This window comes from Stenotrophomonas sp. YJH_SMC_17 (genome assembly GCF_059371655.1).
The window spans coordinates 106,324-125,613 of sequence record NZ_JCAFUU010000003.1 but is presented as its reverse complement, the minus strand read 5'-3'; the positions used below and the strand labels follow the sequence as shown (position 1 = coordinate 125,613).

The window sequence follows — 19,290 nt, the reverse complement described above, 5'->3', positions numbered from 1 at the left end:
CCCTGCAGAACACCCCTACTCCTGCGGATCGCGGGTGATGTGGATGTCGGTCGGGGTCGAGAGCGGGATGTTCCGCTCCGCCAGGATCTGCAGCAGGCTGAAGTACAGATCGCTGCGGGTGGCATACACCTGCCGTGGGCTGGCCACGTACGCGAAGCTGTTGATGGTGATCTGGCCACCGGCAATGCTGTCGATGTAGACCGTTGGTGCCGGCTGCTTCAGCACGTTGGTGTGCGCGGTATACGCATCCAGCAGCGCCTGCCGCAGGTTGCCGACGTCGGTACTGGGCGGCACCGCGAACTGGATCTGGATGCGGCCCTGGTTGTTGCCCATTGTCATGTTGCGTACGGTCTTGGTGACCAGCTCGGAGTTGGGCACGATCAGGGTCGACTTGTCACCCACCTGGATCTCGGTCGAGCGCAGGCTGATGCGGCGGATGTCACCCTCCTGGTCGCCCAGCTTCACCCAGTCGCCGATCTTCACCGGGCGCTCGGCCAGCAGGATCAGGCCGGACACGAAGTTCTGGGTGATCACCTGCAGGCCGAAGCCGATACCGACCGACAATGCACTGACCAGCAGCGCGAGCTTGGTCAGTTCCAGGCCCATCGCCGTCAGCGCCCAGATCACCGCGATGATGATGCCCAGGTAGCGGGCGACGGTACTGACCGAATTGCGCGCGCCCAGGTCCAGCTCGGTCTTCGGCAGGTAGGTGTCGGTCAACCAGCGCTGCACCAGCTGGGTCACCGCCAGGCCGGCCAGCAGCACGGCCACCGCCAGCACGATCCGCATCGGCTTCAGCGTGGTACCGCCCAACGGGATGCCGGTGGTAAGCAGCGAGGAGAAGCGTTCGACCACTGCACCGATGTTGCCGAACGGCGCCACCAGGGCCAGCAGTGCGATCAGCACGACCAGCGTGCGCAGCATCGCCGACAGCAGCACACCGGCCTGCTCCAGGCGCGATACGCTCAGGCCGGTGCTGAGCAGGATGGTCTGGCCGACCTTGCTGTCGGCATTGAGCATCCACGTGCTGAAGTCATCGAAAAACTTGAACAGCAGGGTCGCCGCCAGCACCACGATGCTGCCGCCTATCAATTGCTGGTTCACGAACTTGGCGAAATTCAGATAGCCCAGCAGCGTGGCGATGATCGCTGCCACCACCGCGATGTTGCCTGCCACCCGCGCCAGCACCAGCCAACTGCTGCGGCGCACCGGCGTACGCGGGCCCTGCCCGTCGGCCTGCGCTTCCAGCCTGGCCTCGGCCTCGGCGGTCTGCCGGCGGTGCAGGCGCGCCAGGGTCACCAGCATGGCCATGATCAGGCCGAGGTAGGTCAGGGCAATCAGTCCATCCAGCGCCACCGTGGTGACGTCGCTGGTGCGCGTGGCCTGATCGAGGGCGACCAGCACCGTGCTCAGCCAGGCCAGCGCCGCCGCGCCCCAGGCGTACTTGCGCAACTTGAGTGCAGCGGTGTCGTCCAGGTTCAACAATCGCCACGACGGGCGCTTGGGCACCAGCAGGCAGGCGCTGAGTGCGGCGATGAACGCGGCGCGGAACGTCGCGGTTTCCAACCCGTCGGCCACCACCTGCAGGCGCGGCGCAATGGCATCAACGGCATCCAGCGCCGCCATCAGCACCACTACGGCATAGCCGGGCAGCAACGTGCCCACCAGCAGCAGCCACATGGCCAGCCCAGACCGGCGCAGGCGGCCATCAGGCGCGCGGTCGGAGGCGGCGAACTGCCGCCCCAGGCGGCGCAACCACAGCCGCAGCGGGAACATCATCACCAGCGCGGCCACCAGGCCGAGCAGCGGCGTGCCCCAGCCATTGGCGCGGATGCCGGCGACCAGCGTGTCACGCCCCTGCTCGGCCAGCGGCGCGACGCGCGCGACATCGATCGGCAGGCGCTCGGCCACCTTGCTCCACAGCGCAGGCGACAGCGGCGAGGCCACCTTCTGCCCCAGCTCTTCGGTACGTTGCGCGGCGCGTTGCTGGTCGATGTCGGTCGCCAGCTGCTGCGCACGCACCGCACTGGTCTTGGCCTGCGCCACCGATGCGGCCAGTCCATCGCGCTGCTTGTTGAGGGTGCGCCGTTGCGCCGCCAGTTCGGGCGGCTCGGTGGCGCCCTCGGCGGGCGTGCCCAGCTGCGCCAGCTGTTCGTCGAGGCGGTCCAGCTGCGGCTGCAGCGACTTCTCCACCGCCTCGGCGTCACGCCGGGCCTTCGAAGCATCCTCGGACAGCATGGCCAATGTTTCGATGGCCGCGGCATCACCACGCTTGCGGTCGACTTCCTTCAGCTTCGCATCGATATCCGCCAGCTGCTGCTTCGGCGTGGGGTCCTCATCCTGTGCCAGCACCGGTGCGGACAGCAGGAAGGCAGTGCACAGCAGCAGGGCCAGCCAAGGCCCCCGTGCACGGATCGATCGCAGGAAAGAAGACACGCCAGCCACACCGTTTCGCGCGGACCACCGCGCCTGCGCGCGACTATACGGCACAGGCGGTAAAGGCCGGATGCGTGGCGCGGAGGACCGCACCCGCGTGGATGGGGGCTTCGGCGGGGTGATGGCGCTGGTGGTCACCACTGGGCGATGACGGTCTGGCGATTGCGGCGGGGTGATCGTGGCCGGGCGAATCGACTGGGTAGAGTCGACTGTCAGTCGACTATCGCGCGCAGCGCGGGCTTTGCACAGCGTCCAGCGAAGAGCAGTCGACTAACAGTCGACTCTACCCAGTCGGTTTTCCCCGCCGGTTTGTCCCCCCGGTTTTCCCGTCGATTCGCCCGGTCAGTTCACCCAGCCCACGTTTCCGCGCGCCCGCACGCCACCCCGGCGAAATCAGTACTTCAACCGCAGCTCTTCCACCGTGGGCTGCTGCAGCGCGTACCAGTCCTGGAACTCTTCCTCGGTGATCTCATCGGGCGCATACACCGCCACCGGGTGCCAGTCGTGGTCGGTCGGCAACGGCTGGCGCGGGCCGGCACGCAGGCTGTAACTGACGCCCTCGTAGTCCACCAGGTCGTCGACCTGCGGCCACTGCTCGCGTGCGAACGCGGATTCACTCTTCAACAGGATCACCTGGTACATCGGCACCTCCACTTCGGTTGGATCAGGAAAACACGGCGCTGGCTGCAGGATACCGCCGCACCGGTGACAACGGGCACGCCGCAGCGGCGACGGAACGTTCTGGACACGGCCATCGCCCCGGCTTCACCCGCCCATGGCAAGGCCATCGGCATCGTGGAGGCCCACCCCTGCCACGACCGCCGATGACCGAGCACCCGCCGCTGAAGACCGTTGCCGACCTCAAGCTGCCCCGCTACCTGGGCACCTGGTACGAGATCGCACGCCTGCCGATGCGCCACGAGCCAGAGGGCTGCACCGACGTGTCGGCGCACTACACCCTGCTCGACAACGGCAACGTCGGCGTCACCAACCGCTGCCGCATGGACGGCGAGGTCGAGGAAGCCACCGGCGAGGCCTGTGCCGTCGACAACGACAGCGCGCGCCTGGAGGTCAGTTTCCTGCCCAAGGGCCTGCGCTGGCTGCCGTTCGCCAAGGGCGACTACTGGGTGATCCAGGTCGCTCCGGACTACAGCGTCGCGCTGGTCGGCAGTCCGGATCGCAAGTACCTGTGGCTGCTGGCGCGCGAACCGCGCCTGGACGCCACCGTGCAGGACCATTATCTGGCGGCCGCGCGCCTGCAGGGCTTCGATCTGTCCGAACTGATCCAGACCCCGCATACCGGCCACCCGACCGCCTGAGCAGCTGCGCATGGACCTGAAGAGTGGCTACCCGTGGTGGGCGGTGCGCAACGGCCTGATCCACGCCTTCCCACCGCTGGAAATGGACCTGCACAGCGACGTGCTGGTGGTTGGGGGTGGCATCACCGGTGCGCTCATCGCCGATGAACTGTCCGCCCACGGCCACGAAGTGGCGGTCATCGAGCAGCGCGACATCGGCTGGGGCAGTACCGCCGCCAGCACCGCGCTGCTGCAGTACGAGATCGATACCCATCTGCTGGAACTGGCACAGCGTTACGGCCATGACGCCGCCGCACGGGCCTACCTTGCCTGTGCCGAGGCAATCCCGGCACTGGGCGAGGTGGCGCGCGGCCTGAAGGACGTGGATTTCCAGCGGATGGACAGCCTGTACCTGGCCAGCCGCCATCGCGACGTGCCGCGCCTGATGGCCGAGGGCGATGCCCGCCGCGGCATCGGCCTGGATGCCCGCTGGCTGGGCCCGGAGGCACTGCGGGAACGCTTCGACGTTGAGGCCGGCGGCGCCCTGCTGACCCGGCAGGCGGCCCGGGTCGATCCGTATCGGCTGACCTATGCGCTGCTGCAGCGCGTGCGCCGGCGCGGCGGCCACGTGCATGACCGCACCGTACTGCACAGCCTCGATGCCACCGCGCGCGGGGTGACCGCCCGTACCGAAGCCGGTGCCACGGTCCGCGCACGCCACGTCGTGCTGGCCATGGGCTATGCCAACCAGCGCTGGCTCGATCAACGCGTCGCCCGCAACCGCAGCAGCTATGCCTTCATCACCGACCCCATCGATGCGGACGTGCTGGGCCGGCTGCGCAACACGATGGTCTGGGAGAGCGCACGCCCATACCTGTATCTGCGCGCCACCGGCGACCGGCGCCTGCTGGTGGGTGGACTGGACGATGCCATCGACATTCCGGCCCGCCGCGACCGGCGCGTGCAGCGCAAGGCCGATCAGCTGATGAAGCAGCTGCAGCACTGGTTTCCACGGCTGGGGCCGGTGCCGGCGTTCTCCTGGGGCGGTACCTTCGCCGAAACTGCCGACGGCCTGCCGTTTTTCGGCCCGCACGAACAATGGGGCCCACGGGTGCACTTCGCCATGGCCTACGGCGGCAACGGCATCACCTATTCGATGATCGGCGCGCAGCTGCTGCGGGCCGGGATCGAGCGGCGCAGGCACCCATTGGCGGAGCTGTTCGGGTTCGGGCGGCTGTAACCTGCAGCCAGGCATGGCCTGGCTCTACCCCAATCCGGCACCGACAGGCATCATTCAAGCAGCCCCTGCTAGCGTCGGCCTGTACCGCCGCGTGTTGCGCGGCCACCTGTCCGCTGGAGCGCTGTCATGATCCGCCCCCTGACCCTGCTGCTGTGCCTGGCCCTGCCGGGAACCGTACTGGCCCAGTCCGCTGCCGGTGCTACCGCGCCGCAGGCGGCCGGCCTGGACCTGTCGCTGCCGCAGGCGCCGATGCGCTACCTCAACGACCCCGCCCTGCAGCAGGACCCGCCGGGCACGTACTACGGCGACAAGAGCGGCCCGCGTGTGCACGACGACGCGAAGATCGCCGACGTGACCGACGACAAGGTCAAGGTGTCCGGCAGCTTCACCACCGGCATCGGCTATTCCAAGAATGGCGGCAACAGCCACTACAACGCCGCCACGCTGAACCTGAGCAAGAACTACACCACCGATGAGGGCAAGACCCACGGGGTCAACGTCAACATCCACGTGAGCGAGGGCAAGGGCCCGGGCTTCTTCGGTCCGTATGGCGGCTACTACGGCCGTGGCCCGGGCTACTGGGACTACCCGCCGCCGTTTGGCTGGTAAGCCAGTTCCCGTAGAGCCGAGCCCATGCTCGGCTACGGTTGGCCGCAAAGCCGAGCATGGGCTCGGCTCTACATGGGCCTACGTCAATCCAGCCAGCCATCGCGCTCGCTGTGCAGGATGCGGCCGTCATAACCGCTCAGGCGCACCTCCACCTTCTGGTTGCGGGCATTGCGCGCTTCCAGCGACCAGGTCGCACCATCACGTTCCAACGAATGGATCTCGCGCAGGCCATGTGCCTGTGCCCGTGCCAGCACCTGCTCGGTGCCCAGCAGCGCGCGGCCATTGTGTTCGTCGAAGATCTCGCCGGTCTTCGGGTCCACGTAGACCTCGCTGAACCGTCCATCGGCGCGGCTCACGTCCGCTTCCCACAGGCTGTCGTCACGCTCGATCTCGTGGATCTGGGTGTAGCCAGCCTTGCGCAGCGTCTGTTCAACCTGGGCCATGCCCAGCGGTGCGGCCTGAGCGGCCGGTACGATCGCCAGGGCAGCGACGGTGGCGAGGGTGAGCGACTTCAACATGGGGGTTCTCCTGTTCGTGTTCATGGCCGGACCATCCCGGCAACACCACGATGCACGGGGTGGTTAACAGCCCCTTAGCCGGCGCTGTTAGCCCGCTGTTAGTCAGCCGCTGCACACTCACGCCTGTTCCCCCTTCCCTCATGCGCCCGCGATGCTCGCCACCCTGCCCCTGCTGCTGGCCTTGGCCAACACCCCGACCGCCGCTACGCCCGTCCAGGATCCGGCGCAGCAGGTCGCGCGCCGTGCCGTGCAGCAGGGCCGTTACGTGCCGCTGGAAAGCGTGGTGCGCGATGCACTCAAGCGTTACCCGGGGCAGCTGCTGGAAGTGGAGCTGGACGACGGCGTCTACGAAGTGGAGATCCTGCGCGCTGACGGCGTGGTGGTCGAGCTGGACTATGATGCGCGCAGCGGAAAGCTGCTGAAGACGGAGCTGGACGACTGATGCGCATCCTGTTGGCCGAAGACGATGCCGCGCTGGCGCAGCGCCTGGTGCCCCTGCTGGAGGAGGCCGGCTACGTGGTGCACGTGGTTGCCGATGGCCGCCAGGCCGAGGAGATCGGCCAGATCGAAGATCTGCAGGCGGCCATCGTCGACCTTGGCCTGCCCGGATTGGACGGACTGAGCGTGATCGAGCGCTGGCGCGGCAACGGCCGCGGCTTCCCGGTGCTGGTACTGACCGCGCGCGGGCGCTGGCACGACAAGCTGGCCGGCTTCGATGCCGGTGCCGACGACTACCTGACCAAACCGTTCCAGGCCGACGAACTGGTGCTGCGCCTGCGCGCCCTGATCCGCCGCAGCCACGGCCACGCCAGCCCGCGACTGCACTGCGGCCCGCTGCAGCTGGACGTCAACGCTGGCCGCTTCCAACTGGAAGGACAGCCGCTGGCGCTGAGCCCGCAGGAGTTCCGCCTGCTCAGTTACTTCATCCACCACAGCGGCCAGGTGATCGGCCGTGATCGCCTGGGTGAGCAGGTGTTCGAGGGCGGGTTGGATCCCGACTCCAACGCGCTGGATGTGCTGCTCGGGCGCGTGCGCCGCAAGCTCGGCACCGAGCTGATCCAGACCGTGCGAGGCCAGGGCTGGCGGCTGGCGACGCCGTGACGCGGCAGCCCTCGCTGCGGCGGCGGCTGCTGCTGGCCGGCGGCGTCGGACTGCTGCTGGTCTCGCTGCTGGCCAGTGCACTGCTGGGTGAACTGTTCAAGCGCAGCGCGCGTGATCGGCTGGACCACGAACTGCAGCAGGACATGCTGACCCTGGTCGCGCAGATGGAGGTCACCCCCGACAACCAGTTGCAGCTGCGCCAGGAACCGAACGATGCGCGCTTCCAGCGGGTGTTCTCTGGTGCGTACTGGCAGATCGCCGGTGCCGACGGCAGCGTGCTGCTGCAGTCACGCTCGTTGTGGGATGAAACGCTTCCCGCCACCGCCACTGGCCCGGCCACGCGCAACCTGACCGGTCCGTTGCAGCAATCGCTGCGCGCACGCGTGCAGCAGGTGCGCCTGCCACGCGCCAGTGAGCCGTTCGTGGCCGTGGTCGCCACCGACCGCAGCGCGCTGGATGCCGATGTTGCCGCGTTCCGGCAGCGCACCGCCATCGCGTTGGGTGTGCTCGTCGCAGCGTGGCTGGCGGTGCTGGCCAGCCAGGTGCACTTCGGGCTGCGCCCGTTGCATCGCCTCGGTGCACAGCTGGAACGCGTGCGACGCGGTGATGCGCAGCGCATCGAGACGCGCGGATTGGGCGCGGAGGTCGCGCCCCTGGGTGAAGAACTCAACGCACTGCTGGAGCACCAGCAACGCATGGTCGCGCGCGCGCGCACCAGTGCACAGGACCTGGCGCATGCATTGAAAACCCCATTGAGCGTGCTGGCCACCGAGGCTGACGGCGACGGCGCGGACTGGCGGACCACCGTGCGCGAGCAGAGCGCCCGCATGCAGGCCAGTGTTGACCGTTACCTGGCGGCAGGGTTGGCCGCAGACCATCGCCAGCGCAGCGACGTTGCGACTGTCGCGCAAGCGCTATGCCGGTTGATGGCACGCGTGCATGGCGAACGCGGCATTGCGTTCACGGCCGCAGGTATCGATCCAGCGTTGCAGTTCGCCGGTGCCAGTGCGGATCTGGAAGAGATGCTGGGCAACCTGTTGGACAACGCAGGACGATGGGCGCAACAGCAGGTCCACGTCAGCGCACAAGCCGACGAAGGCCAGTTGCGAATCGAAGTCCGCGACGACGGCCCTGGCCTGGCTGCAGATGCGCTGGAACGGGTCACACAGCGCGGCGTGCGTCTGGATGAGCGCGAGGGCAGCAGTGGATTGGGCCTGGCGATTGTGGGCGATATCGCCGCCAGCTACGGCGGGCGGTTGGCGTTGGAGAATGCGCAGCCAGGGTTGCGTGCGACGGTATGGTTGCCGGTGGGATGACTCGTTGGCGCTGGAAGGCCAGGCGGGTAGAGTCGATTGTTAGTCGACTTTCGCGCGTAGCGCGGAATTTCCCAGCGCCGCAGCCAAGAGCAGTCGACTAACAGTCGACTCTACCGCCTTCGGCCATCAACGGTGATGCATCCACCAGCAATCAATCGCGTCCAGCACGATGTGGATGATCAAACCGATGCCGAACAACCGCGTCTTCTTCGGCACGCACAGGCCCGCATACACGGCGATGGCCGGTGCGGTGTGCAGCGGATGGAAACCGATGCTGCAGCGGTTCGGCGCATAGATCGGGTCGGCCAGAAGATGGTCCAGGTCGATGATCCAGCCCAGCAGCATCAGCAACCACGCCGAGGCAAAGCGCTTGCGCCAGAACAGCCATGCCAGCAGGGCTGGCACGGCGGCATGCAGGAGCAGGTGGAAGATCGCGCGTGCGCTCATCGGGGCCGGTAGCGCCGGGCCATGCCCGGCGTTCCCGTAATCATCAGACCAGCGGTTCGTCGGACAGGTACGTGTAGCCGGTCAGGCCCGCTTCCAGCGCTTCCGACAGTTCCTGCGCACGTTCCGGCGACAGCTCGGCCGCCGCCACGCGCTGGGCATAGGCCGCACGCAGGTCGTCCAGCCTGTAACCCACGTAGTCCAGCATCACGTCGGTGGTGTCGCCACGGCGCTGCTGGGTGATGGCATAACCATCGGCGTCGGCCAGCACTTCCACCGCGTCGGTGTCACCGAACAGGTTGTGGATGTCGCCCAGGATTTCCTGGTAGGCGCCCACCATGAAGAAACCGATGCGGTAGCTTTCACCATGCTTGATCGCGTGCAGCGGCAGCGAGCTGTCCAGGCTTTCGTTCTCGACATAGGTCTTCACCATGCCGTCCGAATCGCAGGTCATGTCGGCGATGATGCCGCGGCGGTCCGGCGTTTCGTTCAGGCGCTCGATCGGAACGATCGGGAACACCTGGTCGATCGCCCACGCATCGGGGATCGATTCGAACACGCTGAAGTTGACGAAGTACTTGTCGACCAGGCGCTCGTTCAACTCGTCCAGCGCCGGGCGATGGCTCTTTTCGTCGTAGCTCAGGCGCGCACGCACGCCGTGGGCGATGGCGTAGAACAGGTCGTCGATGCGCGCACGCTGCGGCAGGTCGATCTGGCCCAGCGCGTAGCTGGCCAGACCTTCGGCGTGGAAGTGCTGCGCTTCCTGGAACAGTTCCACCGCCGGGCGCACGTCCAGTTCCTCATGGATCTCGCGCAGGTGGCGGATCGCCGCCGGCTCGTCGTCGTGCTGGTCCGGCACGCGGCCTTCCTGCGCCTGCTCCACTTCGGAGACATTGGCGATCAGCACCGCATGGTGCGCGGTCATCGCGCGGCCGCACTCGGTCACGATGCGCGGCGGAGTCAGGCCGTGCTCTTCGCAGGCGTTGGCCAGCGGCTGCACGATGTTGCTGGCATACGAATTCAGGCCGTAGTTGATCGAGCAGAAGCTGCGCGAACGGGTGCCTTCGTAGTCCACGCCCAGGCCGCCACCCACGTCGACGTGGGTGATCTTCGCGCCCAGCTGTGACAGCTCGACGAAATAGCGGGTGGCTTCGCGCATGCCGTTGGCGATGTCGCGCACGTTGGAGATCTGCGAGCCCATGTGGAAGTGCAGCAGGTTCAGGCAGTCGGCGTACTCGGTATCGCGCAGCGACTTCCACAGGTCCAGCAGCTGGCGCGGCGACAGACCGAACTTGGCCTTGTCGCCACCGCTGTTCTGCCACTTGCCGGCGCCCAGCGACGCCAGGCGCATGCGCACGCCCAGGCCCGGCTTCACGTCCAGCGCCTTGGACTCTTCCAGCACCAGCTTCAGCTCGGACGGCTTCTCGATGACGATGAAGGTCTGCAGGCCCAGCTTGCGACCGATCAGGGCCAGGCGGATGTACTCGCGGTCCTTGTAACCGTTGCAGACGATCAGGCCACCCGGGCGCGACAGCGCCAGCACGGCCATCAGCTCGGGCTTGCTGCCCGCTTCCAGACCGAAGCCTTCACCGTGGTGGCTGGCCAGGGTGCCGGCCACGCCGCGGTGCTGGTTGACCTTGATCGGGTACACAGCGGTATAGCCGCCGGCGTAGTCCCAGTCCTGCTGGGCCTGGGCGAAGGCCGCCTGCAGCTTGCCCAGGCGCTGGCCGAGGATGTCCGGGAAGCGCACCAGCAGCGGCAGCTTGGCGCCGGCGGCGCGCGCAGCGTCCACCACCTTGGGCAGCGACACCACCGGGCCGTCCGCCCCGGTCGGTCTCACCACCATGTGCCCGGCCTGATCCACGTCGAAGTAACCATCCGCCCAATGCGGGATCGAGTAGGTCTTGCGGGCTTGGTCGAGGGACCAATCGGTCATTTCAGTCGGCCTTGTTGGCAATAAAAGGGGGGGCATGATAACGCCTATATGCCCACAGGTTCGTTATCATGCGCGCCCGCGCCCGTGACAGGTTTCAACCTGAACGGGCCGATCCGTCCGGATGTGGCATCTGTGCCACGCGGCCCCGCCCGCCAGCCCGGCTTCACCCCTCCGAACAGGACTGTTTTCAATGACTGACAGCAACAACTGGTACATCGAACACTTCGAGCGCACCGGCTCGGCCATCGGCTACCGCATCACCGGCAAGCTGGACGAGGTGCAGTCGCCGTTCCAGAAGATCGAGATCTTCCAGACCACCGACTGGGGCAACCTGATGACCATCGACGGGGCCATCATGCTGACCAGCAAGGACAACTTCTTCTACCACGAGATGATCAGCCACCCGGTGCTGTTCACCCACGCCGCGCCCAAGCGCGTGGTCATCATCGGTGGCGGCGACTGCGGCACCCTGCGCGAAGTGCTCAAGCACACCGGCGTGGAGAGCGTGACCCAGTGCGATATCGATGAGCAGGTCACCGTGATGGCGCGCAAGCACTTCCCGGAACTGTGCGATTCCAACGACGACGCCCGCGCCGAGCTGCTGTTCGACGATGGCGTGGCCTACATGGCCAACTGCCCGGCCGGCAGCGTGGACGTGGTGATCGTCGATTCGACCGACCCGGTCGGCCCGGGTGAGGGCCTGTTCAACAAGGCCTTCTACGAGAGCTGCTTCAAGGCCCTGAAGGACGACGGCATCCTGGTGCAGCAGTCCGAGTCGCCGCTGATGCAGCTGGACCTCATCAACGAGATGCGCGCCGAGATGGGCAAGGCCGGCTTCGGCTCGTTCAAGACCCTGCCGTTCCCGCAGCCGTGCTACCCCACCGGCTGGTGGAGCGTGACCATGGCGCGCAAGGGCGACAGCAGCTTCGACTTCCGCCAGGCCGACTCGGCCGCCAAGACCTTCAACACCCTGTACTACACCGCCGCGCTGCACACCGGCGTGCTGGTGACGCCGCCGTTCGTGCAGGCTGCGCTGAAGGGCTGATCCTGTAGAGCCGAGCCCATGCTCGGCTGCTTCTGCGCGAAATGCAGCCGAGCATGGGCTCGGCTCTACAACAGAACGCGCAGGGCCCAAAAACAAGAACCCGCGCTGGCAGCAGCGCGGGTTTTTGCCTTCTGTAGAGCCGAGCCCACGCTCGGCTGCTCTTCGGACAGGTTGCGATAAATCAAGCCGAGCATGGGCTCGGCTCTACAGTTACAGCGCCCAGATACCGGCAATCACCGCCACCACCAGGCCCCACTTGATCAGCTGGTAGGCCACCACGCTGCGCTCGCGCAGCGCCTTGGCCTTCAGGCGCACCTTGTACAGGCCACCGAACGCCTTGTTGACGCCACCGGTCGGGTCACCCGGCAGGTTCGGCGAGGCACCACCGGCCAGCAGCGTGGCCGCCACCGCACGGTTGAACAGGCCCGGCAGGCCGAAACGCAGCGGGCGGGCGATATCGCAGAACAGGATCACGCGATCCTCCTGCGTCTCGTTGTGCGCATGGTGGATGTAGGTCTCGTCGAACATCATCCACTCGCCATCGCGCCAGCTCTTCTTGATGCCGTCCACTTCGATGTAGCAGCCATCGTTGTTGGGCGTGGTCAGGCCCAGGTGCAGGCGCAGCGAACCGGCGAACGGGTCGCGGTGCGGGCGCAGCTCACTGCCCGGCGGCAGCTGCGCGAACATCGCCGCACGCACGTCCGGAATCGACTCGATCAGCGCCACGGTCTTCGGGCACAGCGTCTTCGCCGACGGGTGCGAGGGGCCGTACCACTTCAGGTAGAAGCGCTTCCAGCCACGGCGGAAGAACGAGTTGAAGCCCGCATCGTTGAAGCTGCTGGAGGCGGCGATCTTCTGCGCATCGCGCAGCGCCAGCGCCTCGTCGCGGATCATCTGCCAGTTCTGGCGCAGCGGTTCCAGCTGCGGGAATTCCTTGCCCGGGTCCAGGAACGGCGTGGTCGGCACCTTCGAGAACATGTACATGACCACGTTGATCGGGGCCATGAAACTGGAGTGGTCCAGCAGCTGGCGCGACCAGCGCGCGCGGACCCTGCCACGGAAGTGGATGTACAGCACGCAGGCCACGAACAGCACTGCCAGTACGATCTTGATAGTCAAAGCACTTTCCTCCAGCCGCGGCCGGATCGGGAAACGGGGGCGATGCACGGCCAGGCGGCCAGCACCGGTGGGGAACGCGGCAGGGGACGGGGACGTGCCGAAGAGGGGCGGCCGCCGATGTCGCGGATTAACAGCTTATGGTCGGCAGGCCGTGCGCCGGGGTCAAGTCGAGCGTGCACGACGTTCAGCGCGCTGCCAATGAATGGGCGATTGGAAGCTGTAACTGATTGATTTCAAATGGCCGCCCCCATAAGTGAGACAGAATTGTCCGATTGAGCGTGACGAACTGTTCCAGCCACGACCCCGACATTTCTCCGACAAATCGTGGAATAGCGAACTGGTGAGTACTAAAATTAACAAAACATTAGTACTTCCCCTGCACTACCGGTTCGCTTGACGCTCAGCGCCGCCCACCGGGTCGCCCGAGACCCTGATATGTACCTCCCTGCTACGCCCCCCTCCTCCTGCGGCGATGACGCCGCAACGCCGCTGCTGCTCAAGCGCGGCGAACGTTTCCTGGCCCCCGATGTCTACCGCACCTGCCTGGACGGGCGCGAGGCGGTCATCAAGGACTACTCCCGTTATCGCGGCACCCCGCTGTCGCCCGTCGCCCGGCTGATGGTGCGCCGCGAAGCGCGCATGCTGCAGCGCCTGGGCGGCTGGAAGCACGCCCCGGCCCTGCTCGGCACCCTGGGTGGCCTGGCGCTGGGCATGGAATTCATTCCCGGCCAGACCCTCAGCACCGCGCAGGCGGTGGGCAATGACGTGTTCGAGCAGCTGCAGCACGCGCTCAGCCGCCTGCATGCCGCCGGCATCACCCACAACGACCTGCACGGCACCAATGTGGTGGTGAGCGGCGGCGTGCCGGTGCTGCTGGACTTCACCTCGGCCTGGCGCGCCCCGCGCTGGCTGCGCCGCAACCCGCTGAGCCGGCAGATGCGCCGCAGCGACATGAAGAACCTGCTGAAGATCCGCCAGCGCGTGACCGGCCAGGCTCCGAGTGCCGCGCAGGCCGCGCTGGTGGCCGACCCGGGTTGGGTGGCTGCGGTGCGGCAGGGCTGGAAGCGGTTCTACAAGTGGGCGAAGCGCCGGTAGGGGTCGAGCTCGCTCGACCGCTTTACCGCTCTTTGTAGAGCCGAGCCCACGCTCGGCTGCTGTTCTTGCATCGCGCGAAATGCAGCCGAGCATAGGCTCGGCTCTACAACATGCTGCCGAACGGGTTACAACGCGTCCGCGTCCAACTCACCGGTACGAATGCGCACCACGCTGCCCAGGTCGTACACAAACACCTTGCCGTCGCCAATCTTGCCGGTGCCCGCGGCCTTCACGATGGCCTCGACCACCGCCTCCACCTGGTCATCGGTCACCGCCACTTCCAGCTTCACCTTCGGCAGGAAATCGACCACATACTCCGCACCGCGGTACAGCTCGGTATGGCCCTTCTGGCGACCAAAGCCCTTCACTTCCGTCACCGTGATCCCGGTAACCCCGCGCTCGGCCAGCGCTTCGCGCACGTCGTCGAGCTTGAACGGCTTGATCACCGCCATGACCATCTTCATCGTCTATCTCCTGTCTTCCGGCGTGGAGGATAGCGCCTGAACGTGGCCCGTGCGAAGCCGCTGCGGCCTGTCCGAGCAGTGGGTGCCAGCAGTATCCTTGTGCCCGAATGGCCTGCCCGCGCCGGATGCACGGGCCCTACCCCACGGAGCACCCCATGATCGACCTGAATCAAATCGATGACCTCGCCCGTCGCCTCAGCGACCTGGTGCCGCCGGGCCTGCGCGAATCGCGCGAGGAACTGCAGGCCACCTTCAAGAGCGCGCTGCAGGCCGGCCTGGCCAAGCTCGACCTGGTTACCCGCGAGGAGTTCGAAGTGCAGCGCGCCGTGCTGCTGAAGACCCGCGAGAAGCTGGACGCGCTGGAAAAGGCCGTACGCGAGCTGGAAGGGCGCTCGACGTCAGATTGAGTTGACGCCACTTTCGCCAGACAGCGAGGTGAAAAGCAGACTACCGCTCATCATCAAACGCGAAGTGCCTCACGTCCTCGAGATCGAACACGGCACGATCCTGCGTCAGCCGAATCCGCCCGGACACCTGCACGCTGGCAGAGATATTGCACAGGCCAGGACTGTTACGCTCCAGGCATATGCGCTTCTGTTCAGCGTAAAAACGTGCGACCGAACTGGCGGCCCCATGCTTGCCGATATCGAGGATACGTGCGCCATCGCTGCAGCGGGAGTTGCGCAGAACCTCTTCGTGGCGGTTATCCGTTACATATCGAGCTGACAACACGACCTCTTCCCGATCATATTCGCCGGGATTCTTAGCGATGGCACACAGCACTTCATCATGAGGATCGTCGTTTACGGTTGTCGCCCCCCCACTGGCACATGCAGATAGCAGCAAGCCCAGCATGGGCACTAATGACGCTGATTTCATAGTCATTTGTCCTTCTCGGTCTTGGGCTGACGTGCTTCCCAGTTTGCAACAGAACCCTCCACCCCCTTGGCCTGTTCACTCTTGCTGATGTTGATCCCAAGGCCTTTCGCAACAACCGCCTCCGTGCCGTAAGCACCCCGCTCTGTGGCACGAACCTCATCACTGGTGGCCGCGGGGCTGGACGCGCTGGAAAAGGCCGTACGCGAGCTGGAAGGCCGCAGCGCCGCAGAATGAAAAAAGGAGGCGCACGGCGCCTCCCACTTACAGAGTATTTCGCGGATGGGGCCTTGCCGCAAGGCCCGTGCGGCGTCCTAGACTCGCCGGCCTGTCGATCCGGCAGCACAGTCAGGGGCAGTGCCGATGGCACAGGACACCGAATGGACACCCGTTACGCATGACACCTGCAGCCAGGTCGCCGGGCCGTTCTATCACGGCACCCGCGCCGATCTGGCGGTGGGCGAACTGCTGAGCGCGGGCTTCAGGTCCAACTATCGCGACAGCGTGGTGATGAACCACATCTACTTCACCACGATTGCCAAGGGCGCCGGGCTGGCTGCGGAGATGGCCCGGGGTGAAGGGCGACCGCGCGTGTATGTGGTGGAGCCGACCGGGCCGTTCGAGGACGACCCGAATGTAACCAACAAGAAGTTTCCCGGGAATCCGACGCGGTCGTATCGGAGTGCGCAACCGTTGCGGGTGGTTGGGGAGATTGCGGAGTGGGAGCTGTATGACGCGGAGTTTGTACGGCAGTTGAAGGCGTTTGTTGCTTCGGGGATTGGGGAGATCATCAATTGATGGTAGTGAAAGGCCTCGACACCGACGCATCGGCATCGACTGATGCGTGCACCCGTATAGATACAGCATCCTTCCCTGCTCACCTTCTCAGTCAGCGCCGGGCTACAAAGAAACTGAGCGACTCACTCAGTCAGAGCACAGCGATTGCCACAACGAAAATTGAAGCCGCACCGCAATGCGGCCTCGACAACCGCAATGCCCCGCGAAAATCAACCTCCACGTCGCTTTATATGACCAACCAACAATGTCATGCCTGCGTTGCTTCGTCGGCAGCATTGCAGTCACTCCGTGCCCAGCACCCATGCAGCCATGCGTGTGTGGACTAACCCACGAGGGACCTGCGGCCTCAGCTGCGCCTTCTTCTCATACTCACAGCGCATCTGGTGCCCCTCAATGCCTGCCACGGGAAAATAGATTTTTAGATAGGATACCTAACCTCATCTATTCATTAAAACTCATGGCCGATAGGGAGTGCTAGAGAAACCAATCTTGTCGGCAAGCCCAGGCTTCCCTAGATTTCGAAGCATTCGTTTAAGAGCATGTGCAGAAAGCAGACTTCCTGCTGTGGAACCCAAGAGTATTGAACTCACCGCGTCCTCTAGGAGCAATGGCCCGCCAATCGCGTTCAACCCGAGTCGAAGCTTCAACTTAGGCTGAATGCCCTTTTGCGTAATCGCATAGCTCAACAACTCCGCATAACGCTGCTTCTCGTCTCTATCAGGAAAATAAACCACACGCCACTCATTCTCTTCTCGAAATGCCACATGCTTGGTAAAAAGTGCGAAGTATCGCAACCTCTGAAAATATGCATAGGCTATGTGGCCGATATTTACATGGTTCGCACTGGATCCAAAGGCAGCTACAGCTACACCGAGTCCTGAATGAAGTTGAAATCATCCGGATCAACAGCCCAACGACTGTTCTGTGTTTTCTGAACCTCCCAAACCCTAGCGACGCATTCAATACCAGATTGATCTGACAGGGAGCATGCAGTCAGAAGCTTTGTTCGGAATGCTGTAGTTACGGGAACCTTGTTACGCAGAAGGCGAACGGCGGCTTTGATGGAGGGGCTGCTGGATAGATCTCTAATATTCCAATGTTCTGAGGATTCAGACTTCAGCTTGTCCAGAAGAGCCTTGTCTTTTCCATGAGTATCTGTAGTTGCGTCCCATGACTCCTTTGTGGCTAAAAGTGCCACGAATGAGAAGGACTCGGAGAGCGTGTATAGAGCTGCCGCCCTTAAAAGGTCTTTGATTAGGTCGCGGCGCCTATTGCTTGCGTTACCCTTGTCCTTTTGGCGCCACCACTTCAGCTCCGTTCCACCAACCAGCGACTGATTCTCTCCCGAAACCCTGTAAACCATAAGATCTACGTTTGAGTCGGACCAGCCATCCGGCTCTACCTCCCGCTCTAACAACCAGGCATTCTTATGTTTGGACCCAATCGCTGCTGCGGCAACTATCAATCCGTCGCGCAGTGTTATTTCGCCAACGCCTTTAATGGATGCCGTTGAGAGGCCATGTGCTGCATGGGAGCAAAGCATCCATGCTATGGCACGAGCAAGCTCGCTCTTTTGGTTTGTGTTCACTTAGAACTCCCTTTCTCATATTTAAACCTAGAGCTGACGCCGCGACATGACGCGGCGTCAGCTTTAGTGAAATGTTAGCCTTTCACTTGTTGCGAGTGGCGAGCTTGTAAATGCCCCACGCACCTGCGCCAGCAAGGATTGCTCCACCAACAGCCCAGCCAATGCCAGGTACTGCGGCGGAAGTTGCAGCAGTAGCCGCGATAGCGCTGACACCGCCAGTCATTCCTGCACCGCCTGCAGCTATGGCGCCCCCTCCCGCGGTTGCAAGCGCTCCAGTTGTGGCTGCAGCCCCAGCTCCAGCAGCAGCGCCCGCAGAAGCGAGAGCCGCAGCAGCAGCAGTTTGAGCTGCAGCTGCAACTGTTGTAACACCTATTGCGGCACCTGCTCCTGCTCCGGCAGTCGCGCCAACGCCTGCAGCGACTGCTTGGCCGATCGCATCACTTTCCTTCGAAATAGCCATAACACCTCGTACAGTTCATATAAGAATGATGACCTAATAACCGACCTAAGGTAAGATCGTACAGCCGCCCATAAAGCGACGCAGGGGAAGCAACGCAGGGGAAGCAACGCAGGGTGCGCCTTCCCTTCAGAAGCGTCAATCTCGTTGATTTCGAGGTCACTGCATATCGGCCAGCGAGGCAGCATAAGTGCGGCCTGACCCTCGTGGATGGAGGCTAATCCAATCACATTTCAAATGATCATTAGACACCTTCCTTAGATCGGAAGCGTCGCCCCAAAACCCCTCTCATCAGCGCCCCGTGAATGTGCAGATCCAATCAGAAGCAGCCCTCCCTTCATGCGGCGCGCGTCTCACTTGCCAACGAGCCAAGTCATTAATCCAGAGATTCGGATCAGACATGGCACCCCTTGTTATCACCCCCATCCATAATACGACAAAACCCACACATAACGCCCTCTCGGCTTGTGCTGGCACTAGCGAGAACTGTCTGGACCCGGCCAAAACTCAGAAACTCACGATACCGGAATCAGGCCGAATCGCGAATCTTCTTGGGCTCGAATGAACAGTTTGCCGGACCTTACTTGAACATCTCCAACAGATCCTTGTCTTCATGCCGCTGCTCCCATGTGGAAAGAAGGCAGAAGCTCACCCCGCTGCGCATGGCAGCCTTCTGGAACCCAGCCAGTTCTTCCTTCGTGACCGGGTACTCAACCGGATCAAAGTGCAGAAGCCCCCACGGCTTGACGAGAGAGAACCCAGGCATGAGTTCCGAGAAGATCGCCTTGAGCAGGGGCCGGATATTCGAGAAGTCCTTGATCGGACCCGCGCGATTGCCAAGGGCGTGACACTGGCGGCGAATGGTCCTGTCTCCACCGACCAGGCGCGCAATAAAATGGTCCTGATGCACCTGAACGTAGATCAGCTGACGGCGAAAAATCCTCATCCTC

At 64.3% G+C, this 19,290-nt stretch carries 20 protein-coding genes; 10 read left to right on the top strand and 10 right to left on the bottom strand.

Annotated elements, in window-relative coordinates; translation table 11 throughout:
* Positions 1 to 15: 15 nt before the first annotated feature.
* Positions 16 to 2,445 carry a DUF3772 domain-containing protein gene (locus AC5P8Z_RS10265; protein WP_495228991.1) on the bottom strand — a complete coding sequence of 810 codons (2,430 nt, stop codon included), beginning with the start codon at positions 2,443 to 2,445 and terminating at the stop codon, positions 16 to 18.
* Positions 2,446 to 2,829: 384 nt separating this feature from the next.
* A complete protein-coding gene (locus AC5P8Z_RS10260; RefSeq protein WP_006474562.1) occupies positions 2,830 to 3,078 on the bottom strand; it encodes a hypothetical protein in 249 nt (82 codons plus the stop codon).
* A 182-nt stretch (positions 3,079 to 3,260) separates the two neighbouring features.
* On the opposite strand from AC5P8Z_RS10260, the gene AC5P8Z_RS10255 reads away from it, so the two are divergent.
* From AC5P8Z_RS10255 to AC5P8Z_RS10245, 3 genes are all read left to right on the top strand, one after another.
* On the top strand, positions 3,261 to 3,755 hold the full coding sequence (locus tag AC5P8Z_RS10255) for a lipocalin family protein (RefSeq protein WP_286070216.1): 495 nt from the start codon (positions 3,261 to 3,263) through the stop codon (positions 3,753 to 3,755).
* 10 nt (positions 3,756 to 3,765) lie between these two features.
* On the top strand, positions 3,766 to 4,974 hold the full coding sequence (locus tag AC5P8Z_RS10250) for an NAD(P)/FAD-dependent oxidoreductase (RefSeq protein ID WP_286070217.1): 1,209 nt from the start codon (positions 3,766 to 3,768) through the stop codon (positions 4,972 to 4,974).
* A gap of 126 nt (positions 4,975 to 5,100) precedes the next feature.
* The gene (locus tag AC5P8Z_RS10245) at positions 5,101 to 5,583 is read left to right on the top strand and encodes a hypothetical protein (protein ID WP_197595463.1); all 483 of its coding nucleotides are present in this window, start codon (positions 5,101 to 5,103) and stop codon (positions 5,581 to 5,583) included.
* 83 nt (positions 5,584 to 5,666) lie between these two features.
* Here the strand turns inward: AC5P8Z_RS10245 and AC5P8Z_RS10240 are convergent, their stop codons facing one another.
* Entirely contained in the window at positions 5,667 to 6,101 is a 435-nt protein-coding gene (locus AC5P8Z_RS10240; RefSeq protein WP_286070218.1) for a PepSY domain-containing protein, read from the bottom strand.
* 151 nt (positions 6,102 to 6,252) lie between these two features.
* Here AC5P8Z_RS10240 and AC5P8Z_RS10235 point away from each other — a divergent pair, with 151 nt between their 5' ends.
* The 3 genes from AC5P8Z_RS10235 to AC5P8Z_RS10225 are packed head-to-tail and all read left to right on the top strand — an operon-like array spanning position 6,253 to position 8,518.
* On the top strand, positions 6,253 to 6,543 hold the full coding sequence (locus AC5P8Z_RS10235; RefSeq protein WP_495228990.1) for a PepSY domain-containing protein: 291 nt from the start codon (positions 6,253 to 6,255) through the stop codon (positions 6,541 to 6,543).
* Entirely contained in the window at positions 6,543 to 7,202 is a 660-nt protein-coding gene (locus tag AC5P8Z_RS10230; RefSeq protein ID WP_295567323.1) for a response regulator transcription factor, read from the top strand. Before AC5P8Z_RS10235 ends, AC5P8Z_RS10230 begins: the two co-directional genes overlap by 1 nt.
* The gene (locus AC5P8Z_RS10225; protein WP_495228989.1) at positions 7,199 to 8,518 is read left to right on the top strand and encodes a sensor histidine kinase; all 1,320 of its coding nucleotides are present in this window, start codon (positions 7,199 to 7,201) and stop codon (positions 8,516 to 8,518) included. The genes AC5P8Z_RS10230 and AC5P8Z_RS10225 overlap by 4 nt, the downstream gene beginning before the upstream one ends.
* A gap of 126 nt (positions 8,519 to 8,644) precedes the next feature.
* On the opposite strand, the gene AC5P8Z_RS10220 is transcribed toward AC5P8Z_RS10225, so the two are convergent.
* Both AC5P8Z_RS10220 and speA read right to left on the bottom strand, forming a co-directional pair.
* The gene (locus tag AC5P8Z_RS10220; protein WP_295567328.1) at positions 8,645 to 8,965 is read right to left on the bottom strand and encodes a DUF6122 family protein; all 321 of its coding nucleotides are present in this window, start codon (positions 8,963 to 8,965) and stop codon (positions 8,645 to 8,647) included.
* Positions 8,966 to 9,008: 43 nt separating this feature from the next.
* Positions 9,009 to 10,898: an arginine decarboxylase gene (gene speA, locus AC5P8Z_RS10215; RefSeq protein ID WP_495228988.1), complete on the bottom strand. Its 1,890-nt coding sequence runs from the start codon at positions 10,896 to 10,898 to the stop codon at positions 9,009 to 9,011.
* 190 nt (positions 10,899 to 11,088) lie between these two features.
* Here speA and speE point away from each other — a divergent pair, with 190 nt between their 5' ends.
* Complete coding sequence (gene speE / locus AC5P8Z_RS10210) at positions 11,089 to 11,943, top strand: polyamine aminopropyltransferase (protein ID WP_315385453.1); 855 nt, start codon at positions 11,089 to 11,091, stop codon at positions 11,941 to 11,943.
* A gap of 210 nt (positions 11,944 to 12,153) precedes the next feature.
* Here the strand turns inward: speE and AC5P8Z_RS10205 are convergent, their stop codons facing one another.
* Positions 12,154 to 13,062, bottom strand: a complete 909-nt coding sequence (locus tag AC5P8Z_RS10205) for an aspartyl/asparaginyl beta-hydroxylase domain-containing protein (RefSeq protein WP_495228987.1) — start codon at positions 13,060 to 13,062, stop codon at positions 12,154 to 12,156.
* A 435-nt stretch (positions 13,063 to 13,497) separates the two neighbouring features.
* Here AC5P8Z_RS10205 and AC5P8Z_RS10200 point away from each other — a divergent pair, with 435 nt between their 5' ends.
* The gene (locus AC5P8Z_RS10200; protein WP_286070224.1) at positions 13,498 to 14,157 is read left to right on the top strand and encodes an RIO1 family regulatory kinase/ATPase domain-containing protein; all 660 of its coding nucleotides are present in this window, start codon (positions 13,498 to 13,500) and stop codon (positions 14,155 to 14,157) included.
* 125 nt (positions 14,158 to 14,282) lie between these two features.
* On the opposite strand, the gene AC5P8Z_RS10195 is transcribed toward AC5P8Z_RS10200, so the two are convergent.
* Positions 14,283 to 14,621 (bottom strand): P-II family nitrogen regulator, encoded by a 339-nt coding sequence (locus AC5P8Z_RS10195; protein WP_005411374.1) that lies wholly within the window; start codon positions 14,619 to 14,621, stop codon positions 14,283 to 14,285.
* A 155-nt stretch (positions 14,622 to 14,776) separates the two neighbouring features.
* Between AC5P8Z_RS10195 and ubiK the strand changes: the two genes are divergently transcribed.
* A complete protein-coding gene (ubiK, locus tag AC5P8Z_RS10190) occupies positions 14,777 to 15,028 on the top strand; it encodes a ubiquinone biosynthesis accessory factor UbiK (protein ID WP_295567335.1) in 252 nt (83 codons plus the stop codon).
* Positions 15,029 to 15,068: 40 nt separating this feature from the next.
* Here ubiK and AC5P8Z_RS10185 read toward each other — a convergent pair whose 3' ends face one another.
* Entirely contained in the window at positions 15,069 to 15,476 is a 408-nt protein-coding gene (locus AC5P8Z_RS10185; RefSeq protein WP_286070226.1) for a hypothetical protein, read from the bottom strand.
* Positions 15,477 to 15,860: 384 nt separating this feature from the next.
* On the opposite strand from AC5P8Z_RS10185, the gene arr reads away from it, so the two are divergent.
* Positions 15,861 to 16,295 carry an NAD(+)--rifampin ADP-ribosyltransferase gene (gene arr, locus AC5P8Z_RS10180; protein ID WP_495228986.1) on the top strand — a complete coding sequence of 145 codons (435 nt, stop codon included), beginning with the start codon at positions 15,861 to 15,863 and terminating at the stop codon, positions 16,293 to 16,295.
* An 865-nt stretch (positions 16,296 to 17,160) separates the two neighbouring features.
* On the opposite strand, the gene AC5P8Z_RS10175 is transcribed toward arr, so the two are convergent.
* Complete coding sequence (locus AC5P8Z_RS10175; RefSeq protein ID WP_495228985.1) at positions 17,161 to 17,883, bottom strand: hypothetical protein; 723 nt, start codon at positions 17,881 to 17,883, stop codon at positions 17,161 to 17,163.
* 1,037 nt (positions 17,884 to 18,920) lie between these two features.
* Positions 18,921 to 19,286, bottom strand: coding sequence for a hypothetical protein (locus AC5P8Z_RS10170; protein ID WP_495228984.1), 366 nt, complete (start codon positions 19,284 to 19,286; stop codon positions 18,921 to 18,923).
* Positions 19,287 to 19,290 lie beyond the last annotated feature (4 nt).

Excerpts from the sequence above, each read along its gene's own strand:
- speA (WP_495228988.1), bottom strand. The coding sequence starts at position 10,898 with ATGACCGATTGGTCCCTCGACCAAGCCCGCAAGACCTACTCGATCCCG.
- AC5P8Z_RS10245 (WP_197595463.1), top strand. The coding sequence starts at position 5,101 with ATGATCCGCCCCCTGACCCTGCTGCTGTGCCTGGCCCTGCCGGGAACC.
- arr (WP_495228986.1), top strand. The coding sequence starts at position 15,861 with ATGGCACAGGACACCGAATGGACACCCGTTACGCATGACACCTGCAGC.
- speE (WP_315385453.1), top strand. The coding sequence starts at position 11,089 with ATGACTGACAGCAACAACTGGTACATCGAACACTTCGAGCGCACCGGC.
- AC5P8Z_RS10235 (WP_495228990.1), top strand. The coding sequence starts at position 6,253 with ATGCTCGCCACCCTGCCCCTGCTGCTGGCCTTGGCCAACACCCCGACC.
- AC5P8Z_RS10260 (WP_006474562.1), bottom strand. The coding sequence starts at position 3,078 with ATGTACCAGGTGATCCTGTTGAAGAGTGAATCCGCGTTCGCACGCGAG.
- AC5P8Z_RS10185 (WP_286070226.1), bottom strand. The coding sequence starts at position 15,476 with ATGCTGGGCTTGCTGCTATCTGCATGTGCCAGTGGGGGGGCGACAACC.
- AC5P8Z_RS10195 (WP_005411374.1), bottom strand. The coding sequence starts at position 14,621 with ATGAAGATGGTCATGGCGGTGATCAAGCCGTTCAAGCTCGACGACGTG.
- AC5P8Z_RS10255 (WP_286070216.1), top strand. The coding sequence starts at position 3,261 with ATGACCGAGCACCCGCCGCTGAAGACCGTTGCCGACCTCAAGCTGCCC.
- AC5P8Z_RS10240 (WP_286070218.1), bottom strand. The coding sequence starts at position 6,101 with ATGTTGAAGTCGCTCACCCTCGCCACCGTCGCTGCCCTGGCGATCGTA.
- AC5P8Z_RS10170 (WP_495228984.1), bottom strand. The coding sequence starts at position 19,286 with ATGAGGATTTTTCGCCGTCAGCTGATCTACGTTCAGGTGCATCAGGAC.
- AC5P8Z_RS10230 (WP_295567323.1), top strand. The coding sequence starts at position 6,543 with ATGCGCATCCTGTTGGCCGAAGACGATGCCGCGCTGGCGCAGCGCCTG.
- AC5P8Z_RS10250 (WP_286070217.1), top strand. The coding sequence starts at position 3,766 with ATGGACCTGAAGAGTGGCTACCCGTGGTGGGCGGTGCGCAACGGCCTG.
- ubiK (WP_295567335.1), top strand. The coding sequence starts at position 14,777 with ATGATCGACCTGAATCAAATCGATGACCTCGCCCGTCGCCTCAGCGAC.
- AC5P8Z_RS10200 (WP_286070224.1), top strand. The coding sequence starts at position 13,498 with ATGTACCTCCCTGCTACGCCCCCCTCCTCCTGCGGCGATGACGCCGCA.
- AC5P8Z_RS10220 (WP_295567328.1), bottom strand. The coding sequence starts at position 8,965 with ATGAGCGCACGCGCGATCTTCCACCTGCTCCTGCATGCCGCCGTGCCA.